This is a genomic window from Isoptericola sp. MSGPD8_1_ISO-PGPR-S23-394, assembly GCF_058072785.1.
The window spans coordinates 1779288-1799431 of record NZ_CM176517.1; the positions used below are offsets into that span (position 1 = coordinate 1779288).

Consider the following 20144-nt stretch of genomic DNA (forward strand, 5'->3'; position numbering starts at 1 on the left):
CCGTGGGCCGCGCTAGCCTCCCCTGGGGCGTCGGCGTGTCTCCGGGAGCCTCGGTGCTGGTTCGAGCATGGGCTCGTCCGGGCGAGCAGCCCGCCACCGGCGGCCGTCGAGTTCGGCAACTGGAGTCTCGTTGTCGGCCGCTGGGACCACTCGGGTACTGACGATCTCACCTGGTTGGGGGACCGTGATGCCGAGGTCGTGTGCGACGCGCTTGTGGACGTCGTAGTCGCCACCAGGGATCAGATATCCCTCCTGCCGTAGGATCGTCCTCGCTCCGTGCCCGTTGTCGCGCACCCGCGCCATGTAGTCGGCTTGCTGCCCGAGAGTCGCGATCGTGTTCCGCCCGACGCGGACGTTGGTGACTCGCCTCAACAGTTCGTTGACCCGGCCCTGCCCACTCCTGGGCGCAAGGACGGCATGGAGCGTCTGGTCGTCCAATCCGAGCAGGACGTTGGGTGGCAGCTCCGCTTCCTGGTGGAGCCAGACGATCTGCTGGCGACCGCGCGGATTGAGACTCGTCTTGCCGTCGCGGTTCTGGCTCGTGCGGCGGTTCTCGTCGTTCGCGCGCACGACACCAAGGCTCCATGTCCCGCCGGCGTCATCGGCGTGAGCGACGAGCAGGAGGTGGCCAAAGCTCTCCGGAGGCAGCATCCAACCGCCCATCTTCTGGGAGTACTTGCAGTCGATGTCCTCACCGCGGACGCGGTAATCCAGCAACTCGCCGTCGTCGATCACATCGTCGAACTCGCGGCGGAGGTTGATCTCCAGCAGCGTGCCGTAGTGGGTCTTCTCGGTCTTGAACAGCTGATCCCAACGGAAACGGCCAGTGTGCTGGCCGTCGTAGAGTTGGTCAAAGGTCTTGCGGAAGACGGCTGCGGCTCGAGTGCCATCCGGATCTGCAGCGCGGAACGCCTCGATCACCGCATCTCTGGGCCCGTCGGGGTCGAGTTGTGGCCCCGAAGGGCTTGGGAAGAGCGCATCTGTCACGAAGAGGAGCGTAGCGGCAGGTCAGGGTCGGTGCGATCCCTGCTCGGATCCAGCGTGAGCACGTCCTCGATCTGGGCGACCACCGCTTCCGCAGGCTCGTGCTCCCAGAAGCGCAAGACGGTCCAGCCCGCAGCAGCCAGGCGCGAGTTGGTGTCGGCGTCACGAGCCATGTTGCCGGCGATCTTCCCGGGCCAGTAGTCGACGTTGTGAGAGAAGTCCGAACGTCCGTGGTGGGGGCAGCCGTGCCAGAAGCAACCATCAATGAAAACGCATACCCGGGCCCTGGTGAAGACGATGTCAGCCCGCCGACGCAGTCCTGACAGAGGTGCGAAGTCCACACGGTAGCGGTACCCGTGCGCATGGAGGAGTCGACGAACCGCCAGTTCAGGCGCCGTGTCGCGACTTCTGTTCGCCTGCATGTTCCGACGCCGCCCCGGCGTCGACGCCCACGAAACCTGTTCCACCATGGCTTGAGCCTCTCATTCAGGCGGTTGCAGGGCATCACCGGTTAGGCGGGAAGACTACGCCGCCCCTATCTTCACCCTCGAAGGCTACTGGCAGTCGCTTGTAACTTCGCTGGGCGGATGAGGCGGGTCCGGAAAAGGCCCACCACGGCGTTGGTACTGAGTCGCCCCGGCGTGTCCGGAGACCAGATTCCTTGGAAGGATGATGGTCATGGCACGTCCCTCGAAGTACCCGCCGGAGCTGCGTGAGCGAGCGGTGAGGATGGTCGCTGAGGTGCGGCCGAACTACGGCTCGGAGTACGAAGCGATCCGTGTGGTCGCGACCAGGCTGGGGGTCACTACCGCGGAATCGGTGCGCAAGTGGGTGCGCCAGGCCCAGGTCGACTCGGGTCAGCGGCCCGGGGTCAGTACCGAGGAGTCCGCGGAGCTCAAGCGGCTGCGGCGCGAGAATGCCGAGCTGCGCAGAGCGAACGAGATCCTCAAGGCGGCGTCGGCTTTCTTCGCGGCCGAGCTCGACCGGCCCTCGACGAGATAGTGGCGTTCGTCGCCAGCCACAAGGCAGCCGCGAGGGTGGCCTGCGGTGGGGAGTCGAGCCGATCTGTGCCGTGCTCGGTGAGCACGGCATCAAGATCGCCCCGTCGACATACTACGAGGCGCGCGATCGTGGCCCGTCCAAGCGGGCGGTGCGCGACGCCGAGTTGAAAGCCGTGATCTGGGCCGAGTGGTCCAAGCGCGGCATCCTGGGCGCCCGCAAGCTGTGGTTGCGGCTGCGCCGCGACGGGCACGAGGTCGCCCGCTGCACCGTGGAACGGCTCATGCGCGAGCTGGGCGTCACCGGCGCCGTGCGGGGCCGGCGTCCGGTCACCACCGTGGCTGACACCACGGCGGCCAGACCCGCCGACCTCGTGGACCGGCACTTCGCGGCGTTCGCTCCCGACCAGCTGTGGGTCGCGGACTTCACCTACGTGCCCACCTGGTCGGGCATGGTCTACGTCGCGTTCGTCTTCGACGTCTATTCCGGCTCAACGCAGATGAGGGTGTAGCGCTGGCTGGCTGAGCTGGGGCGGGGATGGGTCGAGGTCCCCTGATGATGGGGGTTCCTACGCCACCCATCCAGAAGACCTCGACGTGCCTGACGCTACCTTCGTTGCCCCTGACCTGACGACCTTCGCGTGCCTGGACGAGCTCGGCCTCGTTGTGGTCGGGCAACATCTGGAGCCTGACCGAGCGGTGCTGGAGTGTCGTGTCCTCGCCCGCGATGACGACGCGTTCTGCCGCGGGTGCGGCGCTGAGGCCACGCCGCGAGGGACGGTGACCCGACGGCTGGCGCACGAGCCGTTCGGGTGGCGGCCGACGACGCTGCTGATCAGGGTGTGCCGCTATCGCTGCTCGGGCTGCGCCCGGGTGTGGCGTCAGGACACCACGGCGGCGGCGGAGCCGCGGGCGAAGCTGTCGCGGGCGGCGGTGCGCTGGGCCCTGGTCGGGCTCGTCGTTCAGCACCTGACCGTGGCGCGGGTAGCCGAGGCCCTCGCGGTGTCGTGGCACACCGCGAACGACGCCGTCCTGGCCGAGGGACGCCGCCTGCTGATCGACGACGAGGCCCGCTTCGACGGCGTCACCACTGTCGGCGTCGACGAGCACGTCTGGCGGCACACTCGCCGCGGGGACAAGTACGTCACCGTGGTCATCGACCTGACCCCGATCCGCAACGGCACCGGACCGGCCCGCCTGCTGGACATGGTCGAAGGGCGCTCCAAGAGCGCGTTCAAGACCTGGCTCGCCGCCCGCCCGAAGACCTGGCGCGACGGCGTCGAGGTGGTCGCGATGGACGGGTTCACCGGCTTCAAGACCGCTGCGGCCGAGGAGCTGCCCGACGCAGTCGCGGTGATGGACCCCTTCCACGTGGTCCGCCTGGCCGGTGACGCGCTGGACCGCTGCCGCCGCCGAGTCCAGCTCGATCTGCACGGCCACCGCGGCCGTGCCAAGGACCCGCTCTACCGCGCCCGGCGGACCCTGCACACCGGCGCCGACCTGCTCACCGACAAGCAGACGACCAGGATCGAGGCGCTGTTCGCCACCGAGGAGCACGTCGAGGTCGAGGCGACCTGGGGCATCTACCAGCGCATGATCACCGCCTACCGCCACCCCGACCGCGCACACGGCCGCGCTCTCATGACCGCCGTGATCGACTCGGTGGCCCGCGGCGTTCCGGCGGCCCTGAGCGAGCTCGTCACCCTCGGCCGGACCCTCAAGAAGCGCGCCGCCGACGTCCTCGCGTTCTTCGACCTTCCCGGCTCGAGCAACGGACCGACGGAGGCGATCAACGGGCGCCTCGAACACCTACGCCGCTCCGCCCTCGGGTTCCGCAACCTGACCCACTACATCGCCCGCTCGCTCCTGGAAGCCGGCGGCTTCAGACCGCGACTACACCCTCAACTGCGTTGAGCCTCTATTCCCGCCGGATCCTGGGCTGGCGTGCCGCCACCTCGATGCGCACCGACCTGGTTCTGGACTGCCTGGAGATGGCGATGTGGACCCGCCGCACCGCCGGCGTGACCGACCTGTCCGGGCTGGTCCACCACACCGATGCCGGGTCCCAGTACACCTCGATCGCGTTCACCGACCGGCTGGTCGAGCACGGCATCGACGCCTCGGTCGGCTCGGTCGGCGACGCCTACGACAACGCCCTCGCTGAGTCCCAGATCGGGCTCTACAAGACCGAGCTCGTCCACCGCGAAGGCCCCTGGAGGGGGGCGCGACCACGTGGAGATCGAGACCTTGGACTGGGTCCACTGGTTCAACACCGAGCGCACCCACGGCTCGATCGACGACCTCACACCCATCGAGGTCGAAGCGTTCTACTACAGTCACCGAAAGCGCCAAGCCGAAGCGGCCTGACGCAACCCACCAAGTCTCCGGACACGCCGGGGCGACTCAGTGCAGCCCGTTGCCGAACAACTCCAGATTCGGGTACGCCGTGATTGAACGGCGCGGAGTCGGACTACTACGGGGAGGAGCTGCGGGGGAGCAAGGCTTCCGTGGCCGTCTGCCATCGTCGGACTCCGTGGCCGGTCGCCCACTGACGGCTCAGTTCGCAGGGGTCGATTGCTGGCTCAACTGCTGGCTTACGGGCCCGACTATAGGAGGACGCCGGCGGACCCCCACGGGCGGAATCTCAACGATCTGAGCCCGCTCGCACAGGTCTGAGTTCATTCACACCGAAGAGGTCACTGGTTCGAACCCAGTATCGCCCACCAGCACAGAGGCCCTCCGACCAGCGGAAACGCTCGGTCGGAGGGCCTCTTGTCTTGCCTGGAAGTGGGCCGCGTGAACGGCGGTGGGCGCGTGCGGACACCGGCGGACTCGGCGCGTGCTCTGTGACGCACAGACGGTGCGTGACTGACGGCGGCGCCGCGACCGGTGCCTCGGTCATCGTGGCGAGGTGGGCACCGCGCGTCATGTCACCAACCCGTGTCGTGGCCCCGGCCCTGGACGGTGACCGGTCTCACCGAACCCGTCGTCAGACGAAGGCTGTCGGGGAGAACAGACACCCGCTCCCGCACCAGGTCGATGAGGCCGTTCGCGTCGGCTTTCGGCCCGGTGCGGGGCATCCATGCACGCTGTGCACTGCGTGATGCGACCACCAGCATGTCCAGCAGCAGCACCAGCCTCTCCTCGTCGGCGGTCGCGCCGGGCTCAGGACTCAGGATCGCCAACACCTGCGCGACGGTGCGGTCGCAGAACTGCAGGTTGTGTGCGGCGAAGGAGGAATAGGTCTGGTCGAGCAGCAGCGCTGCCCGTGTGAACCGTGTCCATTCGCTGCCGGCCCGCTCCTGTTCCCTGATGGCCTCGGCGAGGACATCGCTCAGCGACAGCAGAAGCGGGGTGTCTTCGTCCCCCGGCATGGCCTCCTCGGCCAGTCGTCGCGCGAACGCGCGCCACATGTCCTTCAGAGGTGTCATCGCGACGTCTTCCTTGCTCGAGAAGTACCGGAAGAACGTGCGTTTGGACACGTCCGCCTGGGCGCACAGGTCGTCGACCGTGACACGGTCGGGCTCCTCCCGCGTGAACGACTCGAGCGCCGCGACGACGAGAGCGCGTCGGGTGGCGCGCTTCTTGCGCTCGCGCAGTCCTGTCGCGGCGTCGTCGGCTACCTCGTACCTCAGCATGCGACAGACGCTACCGGACTGTCCCTGAGTATCATGTGGCACACAGAGGCACTTAAGGAGGCAGCATGCGCGCGATCATCGTCGACTCTGCACACCCCGCGGGGGTCCGTCTCGCAGAGTCCCCACCACCGCAACCGCGTGCGTCGGAGGCGGTCGTGCGCGTGGCGGCGTTCACGATCAACTACGGAGACATCGCTACCGCACAGTCGTTGCCCGACGGCGCAGTGCCGGGCTGGGAGGCGGCCGGAAATGTCGCCGAGGCCGCCGCCGACGGTTCCGGCCCCGGTGTCGGAACTCCGGTCATCAGCCTCGGTGAGGCAGGAGGCTCGGCGGAATACCGCGCGGTGGGGGCCGCCATGCTGGGCGTGGTGCCTGACGCTGCCGATCTCGGCGAGATGAGCACCCTTCCCGTGGCCGCCAACAGCGCCCTGCGTGCGCTGCGGCGGATCGGCCCGATCCTCGGGCGCACGGTCATGGTGACGGGAGCGACGGGAGGAGTCGGGCGGTACGCCGTGCAGCTCGCGCATCTCGGTGGCGCCACCGTGGTGGCCGTCACCACCTCACCCGACCGGTACGGGGCCGAGCTGCGGCGCCTGGGCGCCTCCGACGTGTTGGCCACCCCGGGGCAGCATCGCGGCGAGGTGCACGGCGTGATCGACTGCGTCGGCGGTGACCTGCTGGTGCAGGCGTTCGACCGGCTCGGACGCGACGGCGTGCTCGTCGCGCTCGGCCATGTCACGTCGCAGCCGGAGGTGTTCCCGGTGGGCGCCCTCATCGCCGATCCGTCCCGACACAACCGCAGCATCGTCACGTTCCACCAGCTCGACGGCTCGCCCCTCGCGCCCGACCTCGCATGGCTCAGTGCACGCCTCGTCGAGGGGCGTCTTCACCCGTCGATCGCGTGGCGCGGGCCGTGGACCCGAGTTGCGGAGGTGATCGAACGGCTGCACACCGGCTCGTTGCACGGGAAGGCGGTCGTCGACGTGGTCGCCGATGAGTGACTGAGCGGGACGGAAGGTCTCGAGCGCGTGCCGCCGGCCTCACCGTCTGCGAGAACCTGACGTCGCGCCGCAAGGAGCCCCGGTCATGGACGCCCGGTCTCGGACGGGCTCTGTTGCCGTGAGTAGTGACGCCGCGCCTTCATGCGGTTGCCGCAGGTGGCCATGGAGCACCACCGTGCGGTGTTGCCCTTGGAGCGGTCGATGAGGAACTTCCGGCAGTCGGGGTTCCCGCACGGCCGGAGCCTGCCGGGTTGCTCTGCGGTGACCTCGGCCCAAGCGATGATCGCGCGCGCCGCAGGCAGCTTCGCAGCAGGACCGGCGAGCTGCCAGCGCAAGCCGTGGGGGGTGAGGGGCAACGGCTCCTGTTCGACGTCTCGAAGGATCTGGTCCAGCTCGACACCGATCGTGCCGGTGCGCGCGGCGTCCTGGAGGCCGTCCCGGGCACGGACCAGCTCGCGCACCTCGCTCGTCGTTCCCTCTCCGCCGAAGCGGCGCGCGAGGTCTGCTGCGTGGGCCGCGTCGGACAGGAGGTCCGTCGGGGCTCCGCCCTCGACGGGCGTGGAGTTCAGCAAGGCGAGCAGCGCGCCGCCGTGATCGTCGGTCGTCATCATTTCTAACCTCCACAGGACCATTGACAAGTTAGATGCTCGGTGATCTACTGATCTAACCACCGAAACCAGTTTAGACAGGAGGGCGTCGTGGTGAACACCTACCACCGCTTCGTGGAGGTCGAGGGTCTGAACGTCTTCTACCGTGAGGCAGGCGACCCCGACGCTCCCACCGTCGTGCTGCTGCACGGCTACCCCACCAGCTCGTTCATGTTCCGCCACCTCATCCCGGAGCTGGCTGACGACTTCCACGTGATCGCACCGGACCACATCGGGTTCGGGCTCTCCGGCGCTCCGCCGGCGGACGAGTTCCGGTACACCTTCGACGCTCTGGCCGCGCACACCTCGAAGCTCCTCGAGGCCCTCGGCGTCGACCGGTACGCGATCTACGTCCAGGACTACGGGGCACCGATCGGGTGGCGCCTCGCGCTCAAGGATCCCGACCGCGTCTGGGCCATCGTCAGCCAGAACGGCAACGCCTACGAAGAGGGCTTCGTTGACGAGTTCTGGGAGAGCGTGTGGGCGTACGCCGCCGAGCCCGACGCAGAGACCGAGGCCGCGCTGCGCCCGGCCCTCGGTGAGGATGCGATCCGGTGGCAGTACACCCACGGCGTTCCCGATCCGGCCGTCGTGAGCCCGGACACCTGGCGGCACGACGCCGCACTCATCGCCCGGCCCGGCAACGACCGGGCCCAGCTCGCGCTCTTCCGGGACTACGTCACCAACGTCCGGCTCTACCCTGACCTCCACGAGTACCTGCGCGACTCCCGCGTGCCGGTGCTCGCCGTCTGGGGCGAGAACGACGAGATCTTCGGCCCCGAGGGTGCCGAGGCATTCCGCCACCACGCCCACGACCCGGAGATCCACCTGCTCGACGGCGGACACTTCCTGCTCGAGAGCGCGCTCGATCAGGTGGCGCCCCTGATGCGCCGATTCCTCTCCCGCCACTCCTGACCACGGGTCGACCGGGCGACGGCGCCACCGAGTGCGTCCAGGACCGCGAGCGAACGCCAGCAGACAACGACGGCGGAATGCGGTGCGAACCCGGTAGCGCCCACACCGAGCAGAGGCCCTTGACCGGCGGAGACACCGGTCGAGGGTCTCTTCGCACGCACCCGGCGATCCTCAGCGGCGGCGCGAGATCGTGCGCCCCAGCCACACGAGAGGGTCGTACCGGTGGTCCGCGACGCGCTCCTTCATCAGGATCAGGGCGTTGTCGGTGATCTTGATGCCCTCCGGGCACACCTCGGTGCAGCACTTGGTGGTGTTGCACCGGCCGAGTCCGTGCTCGTCCTGGGCGGCGTCCACGCGGTCCGCGACGTCGAGCGGGTGCATCTCCAGCTCGGCGATGCGGAGCAGATACCGGGGCCCGGCGAACGACTCCTTGTTCTCCTCGTGGTCACGGACCACGTGGCACGTGTCCTGGCACAGGAAGCACTCGATGCACTTGCGGAACTCCTGGGAGCGCTCGACGTCGACCTGCTGCATGCGGTACTCGCCGGGCTCGAGCCCGGCCGGAGGGGTGAACGCCGTGACCTCGCGCGCCTTGGCGTAGTTGAACGACAAGTCCGTCACGAGGTCGCGGATCACGGGGAAGGTCCGCAGGGGAGTCACCGTCACGACGTGGTCCGGTGCGAACACGGACATCCGCGTCATGCAGAGCAGCCGAGGCCGCCCGTCGATCTCCGCCGAGCACGACCCGCACTTGCCCGCCTTGCAGTTCCAGCGCACGGCGAGGTCCGGCGTCTGCGTCGCCTGGAGGCGGTGCAGGACGTCGAGGACCACCTCGCCCTCGTTGACCTCGACCTCGTGGTCGCGCAGAGCGCCGCCGTCGGCGTCGCCGCGCCAGACCCGGAACCGTCCCGTGAACGTCATGCTGTGCTCCTCGCGCTCATGCCGTGCCCCCGGTGCGCTCGGGGTGCGCGGCCAGCTCGTCCGGCGTGTAGTACTTCTCCAGCTCCGCGAGCTCGAAGAGCGCCAGCAGGTCGTCGCGCATCGGCGTGCGCTCGGCGGGTGAGACGACGACGCGGGGGACCACGGGATCGTTCGCACCGCCGTCGACGTCGTCGCCGAGGTGGGTCACCAGCACGCGCCGGCGCCAGGTGGCGTCGAGGTCGGGGTAGTCGTCGCGGGTGTGGCCACCGCGGCTCTCGGTGCGCAGCAGCACCGACGTCGCCACGGCCTCGCCGACCAGGAGCATGTTGCGCAGGTCCAGTGCGAGGTGCCAGCCAGGGTTGTACTGACGATGACCCTCGACGACGACATCGCGCACCCGTCCGCGCAGCGCCTCGAGGCGGTCGAGAGCCTCGGCCATCTCGGCGTGCGTGCGGATGATGCCGACGAGGTCGTTCATCACCTGCTGCAGGTCCGTCTGCAGCGTGTACGGGTTCTCGGCGGTGCCGCCGACCGACGGCTCGAAGGGCGCGACCGCCGTCGCTGCGGCTCGCCGGACGGCTTCCTCGCCCACGACCGGACGGCGCTCGAGGCCCTCGACGTGCTCGGCCGCGCCGAGGCCGGCGCGGCGCCCGAAGACCAGCAGGTCGGACAACGAGTTGCCGCCGAGCCGGTTGGAGCCGTGCATCCCGCTGGCGCACTCGCCGGCCGCGAACAGCCCGGGAATGCTGGACCGGCCGGTGTCTGGGTCGACCTCGATGCCACCCATGACGTAGTGGCAGGTCGGCCCCACCTCCATGGGTTCGGCGGTGATGTCGACGTCGGCCAGCTCCTTGAACTGGTGGTACATCGAGGGCAGGCGGCGCTTGATCTCCTCGGCCGGCATGCGGCTGGCGATGTCGAGGTAGACGCCGCCGTGCGGCGAGCCCCGGCCCTCCTTGACCTCCGTGTTGATCGCGCGGGCGACCTCGTCGCGGGGCAGGAGGTCCGGCGTGCGGCGGTTGTTCTCCTGGTCGTCGTACCAGCGGTCGGCCTCTTCCTCGGTCTCGGCGTACTGGCCGGTGAACACCGTGTACGCCGAGGGCTACGGTCCGGACGACCCGATGGTCGTCACGATCGAGGACGGCGAGACGGTGGAGCTCATGGGCCTGCCGGTGAACTCCGAGTGCACGGTCACCGAGACCGGCACGGGCAACGCCTCGTCGGTGACGATCACCGTCCAGCAGCCGGGAGAGGACCCCGTGGTCACCGACGGCCCGTCGACGGATCTCACGCTCCTGCCCGACGTGCTCGGCGAGGGCACCAACGAGGTGGTGCTGACGAACACCTACGACGTCGGCGCGATCGACCTGCTCAAGGTGGTCGACGGCGAGGGGGCGGAGCAGTACGGCACCGGCCCGTTCACGATCGCCGTGACGTGCACCTACGACGACGACGGTGACGGCCCGGGCGATCCGCGGGCCGTGTACGACGGTGAGGTCGTCCTCGGCGGCGCAGGACCGCTCGATGCCGAGATCGCCAACCTGCCCGCGGGCGCGGAGTGCACGATCACGGAGACGGACGACGGCGGCGCGACCGGCGCGGTCGTCCTGCCCGACACGGTCACGGTGGGTGCTGACGAGACGGCCGAGGTGATCATCACCAACACCTTCGACGTCGGTGCCATCGAGGTGGACAAGGAGCTGGAGGGCCTCGGTGCCCTCTACGGCCCGGGACCGTTCGAGGTCACGGTCGCGTGCACATACGAGGGGGTAGAGATCCCCGTCCCGGGAGGTGCCACGCAAGAGTTCCTGCCGGGTGAGCCCGCCATGTTTGACGGGCTGCCGGTGGGTGCCGAGTGCGCCGTCACCGAGTCCGACACCTTCGGCGCCACCGCGACCACGGTGAGCGTCGACGGGGGCGAGCCGGTGGACGGCACCAGCGCCGACGTCGTCGTGCCGCCGGCCGAGGACGGCGCCCCCACGACGGTGACGGTCGCGATGACCAACACCTTCGACACGGCACCGCTCGTGGTGCGCAAGGCGGTCGACGGCGACGGCGCGGCGTACGCCCCGCCGATGCCCGACCTGCCGCCCCTGCCCGAGCTGCCCGACGGGCCGATCGACCCGGACACGCTCGCCGAGCTGCTGGACCTGGTCGAGCAGTACCTCGCCGAGGTCCCGTTCGAGGACTTCCCGTACGAGGTGACGTTGGCCTGCACCACGTCGACGGGCGGGGAGGTGCCGATCCCGGGCGGCGGCGTCCGCGCCTTCGGCCCCGGGTTCCCCGGGCTGTACTTCGGCCTGCCGGACGGGGCCACCTGCACGGTCACCGAGACGGAGACCGGCGGGGCGACCACGGTGACCGTCGACCCCGACCCCGTCGTGGTGGACGGCGCGGCGGGCGTCCTCGACCCCGTCGAGGTCGTCGTGACCAACACGTACGACGTCGGGTCGATCCAGGTCGAGAAGGTCGTGGACGGGCCGGCCGCCGAGTTCGTCACCGCGCCGTTCGAGGTGTCGCTCGCCTGCACCTTCGAAGGATCCGAGCTCGAGGTGCCGGGCGGTGCCACCCGCACGGTGACGCCGGACGAGCCAGCCACCTACGACGGCCTGCCCGTCGGTGCCGAGTGCGTCGTGACGGTGACCAACACGTTCGAGGTCGGGTCCGTCGAGGTCGACAAGACCGTCGACGGCGAGGGAGCCGAGCTCTGGGGGTCGGGGCCGTTCGAGGTCTCGCTCGCCTGCACCTTCCAGGGCGAGTCCATCGAGGTGCCGGACGGGGCGACGCGCGAGGTGGAGGCCGGCGGCACCGCCGTCTACGACGGGCTCCCGGTCGACGCGGAGTGCGTCGTGACCGAGACGGGGACCGGCGGCGCGACCTCGACGGTCGTCGCCGTGGTGACGGACGGCGCTGAGCCCGGCGCCGTCGTCGTCCCGCCCGACGAGTCGGGGGCGGCGGCTGTCGACGTGACGAACACCTTCGACGTCGGACAGGTCGCCGTCACCAAGACGCTCGCGGGAGACGGCGCGGAGGAGCACGCCGGGGACGTGCTCGTGGTCAGCCTGGACTGCACCCGCAACGTGGACGGTGAGCAGGTCGCGATCGACGTGCCCGGGGGAGCCGACCGCGAGCTGAGCGCCGCCGGCGACTGGACGGCCGTCTACGCCGACCTGCCGCAGGGGGCCACGTGCACCCTGGCGGAGACCGACGCGGGCGGCGCCCGATCGGTGGCGATCACGGTCGCCGACGACTCGACCACCGCGGACCCGGCGGGCGAGGTGCCGACGTCCGGCGCGTTCCAGGTCCCCGTGGCCGGCATGTCGACCGTCGGTGTGGACGTCGTCAACACCTACGACGCCACACCGGGCGGCGCTACGCCGGGACCGGGCTTCCTGCCGCGCACGGGTGCCGACCTCGCCGGGGCCTCCCTCCTCGCGCTGATGCTGGTCGGTATCGGCTACGTCCTGGTGCGGCTGCGCCGCCGCCAGGGGGAGCAGGGGTAGGCGGCGGCGCGAACGGTCGCGGTCAGGCGGCCTGGGCGTAGCGGTGCCGGACGATCTCGCCGTCCGGCACCGACGCCTCGGCCTCGACGGTGGCGGAGGCCTCGACGCGCACGCCGCGCCCGAGGTGGACGTGGTCGGCCACGTGGGCGCCGGCCCCGACGGACGAGCCCGGTCCCAGGTGCACGCTGCTGCCGACCCGGGCGCCGCGGCCCACGACCGCGTCGTGGTCGACCCAGGTCACCTCGCCGAGGCGAGCCCCGGCCTCGACCCGGGCACCGCGCTCGACGTAGGTGCCGCGGCCGACGACGGCGTCCGGGGCGACGTCTGCCTGTGGCGAGACGTAGCCACCGTCACCGTGCCGCACGTAGCGGACGGTCTCACCGGCGTCGTTCTCGAACTCGATGCGCTTGGGCATACGGATGCGAGGCATACGGCCCCCTTCCATGGGTCCCGGGGGCCTGAGGCCCGCGCCGGGACGCGGACGATGTGCTGTTCTTCTCAACGCTCCGGCCCGGTCAGAGATTCCGGGAGAGCGCCGTGCCGGGCCGGTCCGGCCTGGTCAGAGCAGGTCTGGACCGGTCAGGTGCTGGCGAGACCGCCGCGCACGACGGAGTCGCCGGAGTGCGTCGGGTCGCCGTCGAACGGCTCCTCGGAGACGTCGACCAGGGAGTAGGTCCCGAGGTCGAGGCCGGCGGGGACGGGGAACGTCCCCGAGCTCCCGCTGAGGACGCCGAGGCTCACCATGCCGCTGAGGTCATCGGCCAGGAGCCACACCTCGCGGTAGCCGTCGCCCGCGCCCGCGTCGTCGACGGTCACGACGACCTCGAGGTTCCCCTCGGGGTCCTCCTCGACCACGGCCCGCCCGGCCGACGACGGCCAGTCCGGCAACGGCTCGAGCTGGGCCTCGGCGACGGCGACGGGCTCGACGACGGTCGGCGCCTCGGGGGCCCGCGACCGCTCCCACACGACCCCGCCGCCGACACCGACCACCAGGGCGACGCTCGCTGCTGCGGCAGCCCACAGCGGCGACGGACGACGGCGGCGTGCGGCGAGGTCGACGACGGTCGCCGGCTGCGGGTCGTCCTGGGCGAGGCCCAGCTCGTCGCGCACCCGGTCCCAGACCTCGGGCGGGGGGGCGACGAGGCCGGCGTCGTCGGCGCGTGCCACCGAGGCGACCTGCGCGAGTGAGTCGATCTCCGTGCGGCACACGGCACAGTCGGTGAGGTGGGCGTGGTCGTCGCGGGAGGCGGCACCGTCCTCGCCGAGCGCGACGAGCGCGAGGACCTCCGGGTCAACGTGCTGCACCATCCACCTCCCATCGTGTCCGCAGCCTGGTCAGGCTTCGTCGGATATGGCTCTTGACGGTACCGAGGGGCAACGAGAGCTCCTCGGCGATCTGCGTGTGCGTCAGGTCCTGGTAGAACGCGAGCCGCAAGATCGTGCCGGCCGGGTCCCCGAGCCTGGCGAGCTCGTCGGCGACGACCGCGCGGTCGACCACCCCGGGACCGACCGGGTCCTCCTCTCCCCGTGGGTTCGGAGCGAAGGCCTCGGCGGCTTGCTGCTGCTTGCGGATCCGTTCCCGGGACGCGTGGACGTCGGCGATCTTGTGCCGCGCGATGCCCAGCAGCCAGGTCGAGAGCCGGGCCCGTCCCGGGTCGTAGCCGGAACGAGATCGCCAGGCGGCCACGAAGACCTGCTGCGTGACGTCCTCGGCGTCGGACGCCTCGCCCAGCGAGCGCAGCGCAACCGTGTGGATCAGCGGGGACCACCGGCGGTATGCCGCGGCGAGCCCTTCCTCCGTACCGGTGGCGAACCGTGCGGCCACGTCGTCGTCGGTGGTCGGGGGTGCAGCACCCTCGGCCCCAGTCGTCACAGATCCTCCGTGGTCGGACGCGGCGTCGCCGGTCGGCGATGCCCGTTGCGGACAACCTAGCGTGCTGAACCGACGGCGTCATCATGCCACCGCCGTGACCACCAGGTTGTCCTCGTAGTGCCCTGCCTGGGCGTCCCAGCGCCCGCCGCACGTGATCAGAGCGAGCTGACGCTCTCCCGTGCGGTCGAAGATCTCGTCCAGCGGCACCACCTCCTTCGAGAAGCGTTCGACGCCGCTGACGGTGTACCGGTGGCGGGCACCGTCCTCGTCGGTCACCACCACCACGTCGCCGGGTGTCACGGCGGTCAGCCCGGCGAAGGCGCCGACCCCGTCGATCGTGTCGACGTGCGAGGCGAGCACGACGGTCCCGGCGTCGTCCGCGGGCGACGGTCCGAAGCGGTACCACCCGGCCACGTCTCCGCGCGCGGGCAGCTCCATGGATCCGTCGGGGTCGACCCCGACCGGCCGCACCGGGACGTCGAGCAGGCCGCGCACGCGCAGCCGGGCGGGCGCGGCGCCCGCCGGGGAGTCCTGCGGTGCCGCGTCGACGACCGGGACGTCGGCCGTCCCGGCCGGCGCGGACCGCTCCGGGGACGGGGCGTCCGGCTCGGCCGGGACGGCGGGTGCGGTGGGCGTGACGCGCCGCTCGTCCGTCGGGACGGACCGGGGGATCTCCGACCCGACGCCCTCGTCGTCGTTCGACAGGAAGGCCGTGCCCCCGACGACGGCGAAGGCCGCCGCCAGGAGCGCGGCCGCCGCCGTGCGGCGGAGCGGGCGCGAGACCCGGTCCGCCGCACGGCGGCGGCCGGTCGTCACCGGCGCTCGCGGCCCACCCGGACCGCGTTCCTGACGCCCACCATGATGGCGAGCCCGGCGATCAGTGCCATGAGGGCACCGGCGACCACGGGGCTGAACCAGCCGTGGTGCTGCACCGCGGCCGCCCCGGTGGTCCCGGCGTCGACGCCGGCGGGGCTGGAGTGCATCCCGTCGACCGTCTGCACGGCCAGTGCGAGGGAGTCGTCGTCGAGCGAGCCCCAGGCGTAGACGATCGTGTTGACGCCCTCGGCGACGTCGACGTCCGTCGGTCCGACGACCGGATCGGTGGTTCCCGCCGCGGCGACCGCAGCCGGCACGGTCCCGGCGGGCAGCTCGAGGACCTCCTCGTCGGGGTTCTCCAGGCCCTCGATGACCGGCTCGTCACCGGCGAGGACGTCGACGGCGGGCGCTCCCGCGACGTGCCGGACCGTCAGACGCCCCTCACCCGCAGCGATCTCCGAGGTGTCGTTGGTGAACAGCGTCGCCGTCGGCGAGCCCTCCGCGTCGAGGTGCGCTGCGGCCGTGTAGCTCATGCCGCCCTCCAGCGGAAGGTCGACGGGGCCGATGACCGGCTCGGAGTCGTCCTCGGCGTCGGCGGCCGTGACGGCCACCGTGTAGGTGTCCGGCGCGAGCTCCAGCGGCCCGGCGAGGTCACCCGGTTCGAAGTCGTCGAGGGTGAGCTCTCCGTTGACGTAGACGTCGACGGTGGTGTCCGGCACGCCGTGCAGGACGGAGAGCATCGCGTCGCCCTCCGCGGCGTGCGCGGGCAGGGCGAAGGCCGTTCCGGCAGCGACGAGCGCGGTGACGCCGAACGTCGCCGTGAGTCGGGTGGTGCGCATGAGTCCTCCTGGTTGTCGCGCCTCGTCCGTGAGGGACGAGGACTGCATGAGTCGGTCACCAGGGATTCGGGCACGGAGGCTCCGGCGGATGCACCACGGTCGAACTTTCTCCGGACCGCCGCCTGGTTCCTGCTCCGGACGGTGCCCGGTCAGGACGGCGAGCCCTCCGCACGTCCGCGCCGTGGCAGCGGCCCGCGCCTCGCGGAGGACACGAAGGAGACGTCGGCGGCACGGGTGCGCGTCAAGGGGTCGCCCAGGGGATCGGCACCCAGGGCGGAGGCCACGTGGATCAGGGGACGCTGGTTCTCGAACTCGCGGGCCAGCGCATCGAAGATGGGGGTGTCGGTCGTACGCACCCGGCCATTGTGCGAGGAGGCGAGCGGCGGCCCCCGTCCGACGCGGCCACCTTCACAGTCACCTCACACGACGTCCGCGGGGGCGTGCGGCACGCCGCGCCTCCTGTTGCGATGGCGGCACGTCGGCTCGATGATCGGGGCGGGTGACCAGCGTGTTCGCGTGACGACCTGGCGCGCGGACCGAGCCGTCGCTCACCGGCGTGCACGCGCTCCGTCCGATCGAGAGGCAGGACATGGAAGTCACCGCACCTGTGGAGCTCCTCCTGGTGGAGTTCCCCCACAGCAATTTCTCCGGCGAGATCGTCGCCGAGCTCGTCCGGCTCTCGGAGGCCGGCACCATCAACGTCTTGGACATGCTGGCGATCCGCAAGGGCGAGGACGGTTCGGTCGAGTGGCTCGAGGCCGCGGACGCCGCCGACGGCCTGGCGGAGCTGGTGGGCGAGCCGAGCGGGTACCTCGCCGAGGACGACGTCGAGGCGATCGCGGACGACCTCGCCCCGGGGGCGGCCGTCGGGATGCTCGTCTTCGAGCACACGTGGGCGACCGGGCTGACGACGGCGCTGCGCGAGGCCGGCGGGTCCCTGATCGACATGACCACTGTCCCGTCGGCCGCCCTGGAAGAGCTGGCCGGCGTCATTGCAGAGGAGGACTGACACATGCCCCGAAGGATGGGACGCCCCGGACTGCTCGGGACCATGGCACGGACCGCCGTCATCACCGGGACGGCTTCCGCCACCAGCCGGGCGATGAACAACCGCGCCAACGCGCGGGCCGACCAGCGAGCCAGCGCCCAGGCCTACGACACGCAGCAGGCCCAGTACGCCCAGCAGCTGCCAGCGGCGCCGCCCGCCGACGACACTCTGTCCCAGCTCCAGAAGCTCGGCGAGATGCGCACCGCGGGGCTGCTGACGGACACGGAGTTCGCGGCCGCCAAGGCCAAGATCCTCGGCTGAGCCGGCCGTGTCCGCGCACCCCGACGGCCAGACGCAGCCGGACCGCACCGAGGGACCCGAGGACGCCGTCCGCACGCGCGGCTACGTCGGCCTGCTGCTGATCGCCGCGGGGATCGGCATCCCGGTCTCCCTGGTCGCGTTCGGCTTCCTGGCGCTCCTGCACGCGCTCGAGCACGCGGTCTGGGAGTCGTTGCCCCAAGCCGTCGGTCTCGACGTCCCACCGTGGTGGTGGGCGCTGCCCTGGCTGCTCCTGGCCGGGCTGCTCGTGGGGGTGGCGGTCCGCTGGCTGCCGGGCCGCGGCGGTCATGTGCCCGTCGACGGGCTGGGGCTCGGCGCGGTGCCGGCGTCCCACGTCCCCGGGATCCTGCTGGCCGCCCTCGGCGGCCTGCCGCTCGGGGTGGTCCTCGGGCCGGAGGCCCCGCTGCTCGCCCTCGGGTCGGCCGTGGCGCTGCTCCTGGTCCGCCCGATCGCCCGAGCCGCCGACCCGACGGCCCAGGCGCTCCTCACGGTCGCCGGTGCCTCGGCGGCACTGGCAGCGATCTTCGGCAGCCCGCTGGTCGCCGCCATCTTCGTCCTGGAGGCGGTGGGCCTGGCGGGGCCGAAGCTGGCCCGGGTGATCCTCCCGTGCCTCCTCGCCTCCGGCGTGGGAGCGCTGGTCTTCACCGGCATGGGCTCGTGGACGGGACTGAGCATCTCCTCGTTGTCGTTGCCCGAGGTCGACGGGCCGCAGCGGCCCGACCTCGGCGACGTGCTCTGGACGGTCCCGTTGGCCGTGGTCATCGCCGTCGGCGTGCGTCAGGTGCACCACGTCGGGCGGTGGGTCGCCCGCGTCGCCGAGCGACGCCCGGCGGGGACGGCGCTCGCGGCGGCGCTCGTCGTCGGGCTCTGCACGGTCGCCTACTCCCTGCTGACCGGGCGGTCACCCGAGGAGGTCGCGCTCTCCGGGCAGGGGCTGCTCGAACCGCTGGTGGCCGACGCGCACGCGTGGTCGCTGGCCGCCCTGGTGGCGCTGCTGCTCTTCAAGTCGATCGCCTACGGGGTCTCGCTCGGCGCCCTGCGAGGAGGTCTGATCTTCCCCGCGCTGCTGCTCGGTGCGGCCGCCGGCGTGCTGGTGTCCGGCCTGCCCGGATACGGCGTCGTGCCGGCGGTGGCGGCCGGGATGGCGGCGGCCACGGCGTCGATCCTGCCGTTCCCGGTCTCCTCGGCCGTGCTGGTGATCCTGCTGCTCGGGCCGAACGCCGCGGCCATGGCGCCGGTCGTGCTCATCGCGGTGGTCGTGGCGTTCGTCTTCGAGCAGGTGATCGTCAAGGAGCGCCGGGGCGGCTGACCCGGCCGGTCCGTGCGGCCGGGACACCTACTCGCCGGTCTCGCCGTCCAGGGCCTCGCGCAGGAGGTCCGCGTGGCCGTTGTGGCGGGCGTACTCCTCGATCATGTGGGTGAGGATCCAGCGCACGGAGAACCGGCCGTCGCCGTGCCGGCTCTCGCGGGCGGAGAGCGTGTCGAGCCCGCCCGCGGCGAGTGCGGGCTCGAGCACCTCGTCCGAGGAGGAGACAGCCGCGTCGAAGAGGGCCCGCAGCGCGTCGGGGGAGTCGGCGTGCGCGGAGTGCCACTCCCAGTCCGGGTCGTCGCTCCAGTCGACGCTGTCGAACGGCGGCAGCGCGTCGCGCCCGGCCAGGACGACCTGGAACCACTGCGACTCGACGTAGGCGAGGTGCTTGAGCAGCCCGCCCAGGGTCATCGTCGACGGCGGCAGCGGCGTGCCGAGCTGCGCCGCGCTGAGCCCGGCCGTCTTCCAGCGCAGCGTGTCGCGGTGGTAGTCCAGGAACGTGCGCAGCGTGGTGGCCTCGTCGGCGCGCAGCGGGGGTTCGACACGGGTCGGTCGGCCGGTCATGGCAGGACCTTATCCGGCACCTGGTCCGGTACGGCCCGCCAGCTGCGCCGCGCGCCCGAGCACCTCGTCGAGCATCGCGGCGGTCAGTCGCCCGGTGTACGTGTTGTGCGGCGAGACGTGGTAGCTCCCGAGCACGGTGATCGCCGCGGGCGCAGCAGGCTCCCGCCCCGTCCCGCCGTCGGACCGGCGCAGCGTGAGCTCCTGGCCGTGGCCGAACCGCGGACGGGGTCGCGGCACGGCCCAGCCCTGCTCGCCGAGGGACGCGAGGAGGGCGTCCCAGCCGAGCGCCCCGAGGGCGACGGCGACCCGCAGCGTCGGCGCGAGCAGCTCGAGCTCGCGGGCCAGGAACGGGGCGCACCGGCGACGTTCGGCCGGGGTCGGCCGGTTCTGCGGGGGAGCGCAGCGCACGGGGGCCACGAGGCGGAGCCCATCGAGCCGCATGCCGTCGTCGCGTCCGGTCGCCCGGGGCTGGTTCGCGAACCCGGTGCGGTGCAGCGCGGCGAACAGGAAGTCCCCGCTGGGGTCCCCGGTGAACATGCGACCCGTGCGGTTGGCACCATGGGCCGCGGGCGCCAGGCCGACGACGGCGACCGCAGCAGCGCTGTCGCCGAACCCGGGCACCGGGCGCGCCCAGTAGGTCTGGTCACGGAACGCGGCGCGCCGCTCGGCCGCGACCTGCTCGCGCCAGGCGACCAGCCGGGGGCACGCGCGACAGCCCACCACGAGACGGTCGACCGCCCCGAGGGTGTCGGCCGCGTGCACGGTGGCCGGGTATCCGTCGTCGTCGGGCGCACAGCTCATCCACCCAT

At 71.5% G+C, this 20144-nt stretch carries 21 protein-coding genes and 2 pseudogenes; 9 read left to right on the top strand and 14 right to left on the bottom strand.

Annotated features, from left to right (window positions below):
- Positions 1 to 12 precede the first annotated feature (12 nt).
- Positions 13 to 987 carry a NaeI family type II restriction endonuclease gene (locus AC3RJ8_RS07970; RefSeq protein ID WP_489715360.1) on the bottom strand — a complete coding sequence of 325 codons (975 nt, stop codon included), beginning with the start codon at positions 985 to 987 and terminating at the stop codon, positions 13 to 15.
- On the bottom strand, positions 984 to 1454 hold the full coding sequence (locus AC3RJ8_RS07975) for a very short patch repair endonuclease (protein ID WP_489715361.1): 471 nt from the start codon (positions 1452 to 1454) through the stop codon (positions 984 to 986). Before AC3RJ8_RS07975 ends, AC3RJ8_RS07970 begins: the two co-directional genes overlap by 4 nt.
- Before the next feature lie 208 nt (positions 1455 to 1662).
- Here AC3RJ8_RS07975 and AC3RJ8_RS07980 point away from each other — a divergent pair.
- From AC3RJ8_RS07980 to AC3RJ8_RS07990, 3 genes and pseudogenes are all read left to right on the top strand, one after another.
- Positions 1663 to 2470, top strand: a pseudogene (locus tag AC3RJ8_RS07980) (IS3 family transposase); the annotation flags it as partial.
- 109 nt (positions 2471 to 2579) lie between these two features.
- Entirely contained in the window at positions 2580 to 3896 is a 1317-nt protein-coding gene (locus AC3RJ8_RS07985; RefSeq protein ID WP_489715362.1) for an ISL3 family transposase, read from the top strand.
- Positions 3893 to 4349, top strand: a pseudogene (locus AC3RJ8_RS07990) (transposase); the annotation flags it as partial. The gene AC3RJ8_RS07985 and the pseudogene AC3RJ8_RS07990, both read left to right, overlap by 4 nt.
- 563 nt (positions 4350 to 4912) lie before the next feature.
- Here the strand turns inward: AC3RJ8_RS07990 and AC3RJ8_RS07995 are convergent.
- On the bottom strand, positions 4913 to 5620 hold the full coding sequence (locus tag AC3RJ8_RS07995) for a TetR/AcrR family transcriptional regulator (protein ID WP_489715363.1): 708 nt from the start codon (positions 5618 to 5620) through the stop codon (positions 4913 to 4915).
- 65 nt (positions 5621 to 5685) lie between these two features.
- On the opposite strand from AC3RJ8_RS07995, the gene AC3RJ8_RS08000 reads away from it, so the two are divergent.
- The gene (locus tag AC3RJ8_RS08000; RefSeq protein WP_489715364.1) at positions 5686 to 6621 is read left to right on the top strand and encodes a zinc-binding dehydrogenase; all 936 of its coding nucleotides are present in this window, start codon (positions 5686 to 5688) and stop codon (positions 6619 to 6621) included.
- An 83-nt stretch (positions 6622 to 6704) separates the two neighbouring features.
- Here the strand turns inward: AC3RJ8_RS08000 and AC3RJ8_RS08005 are convergent, their stop codons facing one another.
- Positions 6705 to 7253 carry a CGNR zinc finger domain-containing protein gene (locus AC3RJ8_RS08005; protein ID WP_489715365.1) on the bottom strand — a complete coding sequence of 183 codons (549 nt, stop codon included), beginning with the start codon at positions 7251 to 7253 and terminating at the stop codon, positions 6705 to 6707.
- A 66-nt stretch (positions 7254 to 7319) separates the two neighbouring features.
- Between AC3RJ8_RS08005 and AC3RJ8_RS08010 the strand changes: the two genes are divergently transcribed.
- Complete coding sequence (locus AC3RJ8_RS08010) at positions 7320 to 8183, top strand: alpha/beta fold hydrolase (protein ID WP_489715366.1); 864 nt, start codon at positions 7320 to 7322, stop codon at positions 8181 to 8183.
- Between the two features lie 171 nt (positions 8184 to 8354).
- Here the strand turns inward: AC3RJ8_RS08010 and AC3RJ8_RS08015 are convergent, their stop codons facing one another.
- Together AC3RJ8_RS08015 and AC3RJ8_RS08020 are read right to left on the bottom strand one after the other, a co-directional pair.
- Complete coding sequence (locus AC3RJ8_RS08015; protein ID WP_489715367.1) at positions 8355 to 9104, bottom strand: succinate dehydrogenase/fumarate reductase iron-sulfur subunit; 750 nt, start codon at positions 9102 to 9104, stop codon at positions 8355 to 8357.
- 16 nt (positions 9105 to 9120) lie between these two features.
- The gene (locus AC3RJ8_RS08020; protein WP_489715368.1) at positions 9121 to 10191 is read right to left on the bottom strand and encodes an FAD-binding protein; all 1071 of its coding nucleotides are present in this window, start codon (positions 10189 to 10191) and stop codon (positions 9121 to 9123) included.
- Between AC3RJ8_RS08020 and AC3RJ8_RS08025 the strand changes: the two genes are divergently transcribed.
- On the top strand, positions 10184 to 12607 hold the full coding sequence (locus AC3RJ8_RS08025) for a DUF5979 domain-containing protein (protein WP_489715369.1): 2424 nt from the start codon (positions 10184 to 10186) through the stop codon (positions 12605 to 12607). The two genes, AC3RJ8_RS08020 and AC3RJ8_RS08025, sit on opposite strands and share 8 nt — an antisense overlap.
- 22 nt (positions 12608 to 12629) lie before the next feature.
- On the opposite strand, the gene AC3RJ8_RS08030 is transcribed toward AC3RJ8_RS08025, so the two are convergent.
- From AC3RJ8_RS08030 to AC3RJ8_RS08055, 6 genes are all read right to left on the bottom strand, one after another.
- The gene (locus tag AC3RJ8_RS08030; protein ID WP_489715370.1) at positions 12630 to 13037 is read right to left on the bottom strand and encodes an LbetaH domain-containing protein; all 408 of its coding nucleotides are present in this window, start codon (positions 13035 to 13037) and stop codon (positions 12630 to 12632) included.
- Positions 13038 to 13186: 149 nt separating this feature from the next.
- The gene (locus AC3RJ8_RS08035; RefSeq protein ID WP_489715371.1) at positions 13187 to 13915 is read right to left on the bottom strand and encodes an anti-sigma factor; all 729 of its coding nucleotides are present in this window, start codon (positions 13913 to 13915) and stop codon (positions 13187 to 13189) included.
- Positions 13899 to 14480 (bottom strand): RNA polymerase sigma factor, encoded by a 582-nt coding sequence (locus AC3RJ8_RS08040; protein ID WP_489715372.1) that lies wholly within the window; start codon positions 14478 to 14480, stop codon positions 13899 to 13901. Before AC3RJ8_RS08040 ends, AC3RJ8_RS08035 begins: the two co-directional genes overlap by 17 nt.
- Before the next feature lie 81 nt (positions 14481 to 14561).
- Positions 14562 to 15296: a class F sortase gene (locus AC3RJ8_RS08045; RefSeq protein ID WP_489715373.1), complete on the bottom strand. Its 735-nt coding sequence runs from the start codon at positions 15294 to 15296 to the stop codon at positions 14562 to 14564.
- The gene (locus tag AC3RJ8_RS08050) at positions 15293 to 16135 is read right to left on the bottom strand and encodes a DUF4397 domain-containing protein (RefSeq protein ID WP_489715374.1); all 843 of its coding nucleotides are present in this window, start codon (positions 16133 to 16135) and stop codon (positions 15293 to 15295) included. Before AC3RJ8_RS08050 ends, AC3RJ8_RS08045 begins: the two co-directional genes overlap by 4 nt.
- 149 nt (positions 16136 to 16284) lie before the next feature.
- Positions 16285 to 16491 carry a hypothetical protein gene (locus AC3RJ8_RS08055; RefSeq protein ID WP_489715375.1) on the bottom strand — a complete coding sequence of 69 codons (207 nt, stop codon included), beginning with the start codon at positions 16489 to 16491 and terminating at the stop codon, positions 16285 to 16287.
- Between the two features lie 233 nt (positions 16492 to 16724).
- On the opposite strand from AC3RJ8_RS08055, the gene AC3RJ8_RS08060 reads away from it, so the two are divergent.
- Genes AC3RJ8_RS08060 through AC3RJ8_RS08070 form a run of 3 tightly spaced genes read left to right on the top strand, consistent with a single transcriptional unit; the run spans position 16725 to position 18771 of the window.
- Entirely contained in the window at positions 16725 to 17144 is a 420-nt protein-coding gene (locus tag AC3RJ8_RS08060; protein ID WP_489715376.1) for a DUF6325 family protein, read from the top strand.
- A gap of 3 nt (positions 17145 to 17147) precedes the next feature.
- Positions 17148 to 17444, top strand: coding sequence for an SHOCT domain-containing protein (locus tag AC3RJ8_RS08065; protein ID WP_489715377.1), 297 nt, complete (start codon positions 17148 to 17150; stop codon positions 17442 to 17444).
- 7 nt (positions 17445 to 17451) lie between these two features.
- Positions 17452 to 18771, top strand: coding sequence for a chloride channel protein (locus AC3RJ8_RS08070; RefSeq protein ID WP_489715378.1), 1320 nt, complete (start codon positions 17452 to 17454; stop codon positions 18769 to 18771).
- A gap of 27 nt (positions 18772 to 18798) precedes the next feature.
- Here AC3RJ8_RS08070 and AC3RJ8_RS08075 read toward each other — a convergent pair whose 3' ends face one another.
- Together AC3RJ8_RS08075 and AC3RJ8_RS08080 are read right to left on the bottom strand one after the other, a co-directional pair.
- Complete coding sequence (locus AC3RJ8_RS08075) at positions 18799 to 19335, bottom strand: DinB family protein (protein ID WP_489715379.1); 537 nt, start codon at positions 19333 to 19335, stop codon at positions 18799 to 18801.
- Between the two features lie 9 nt (positions 19336 to 19344).
- Entirely contained in the window at positions 19345 to 20136 is a 792-nt protein-coding gene (locus AC3RJ8_RS08080) for a uracil-DNA glycosylase (RefSeq protein WP_489715380.1), read from the bottom strand.
- Between the last annotated feature and the right edge of the window lie 8 nt (positions 20137 to 20144).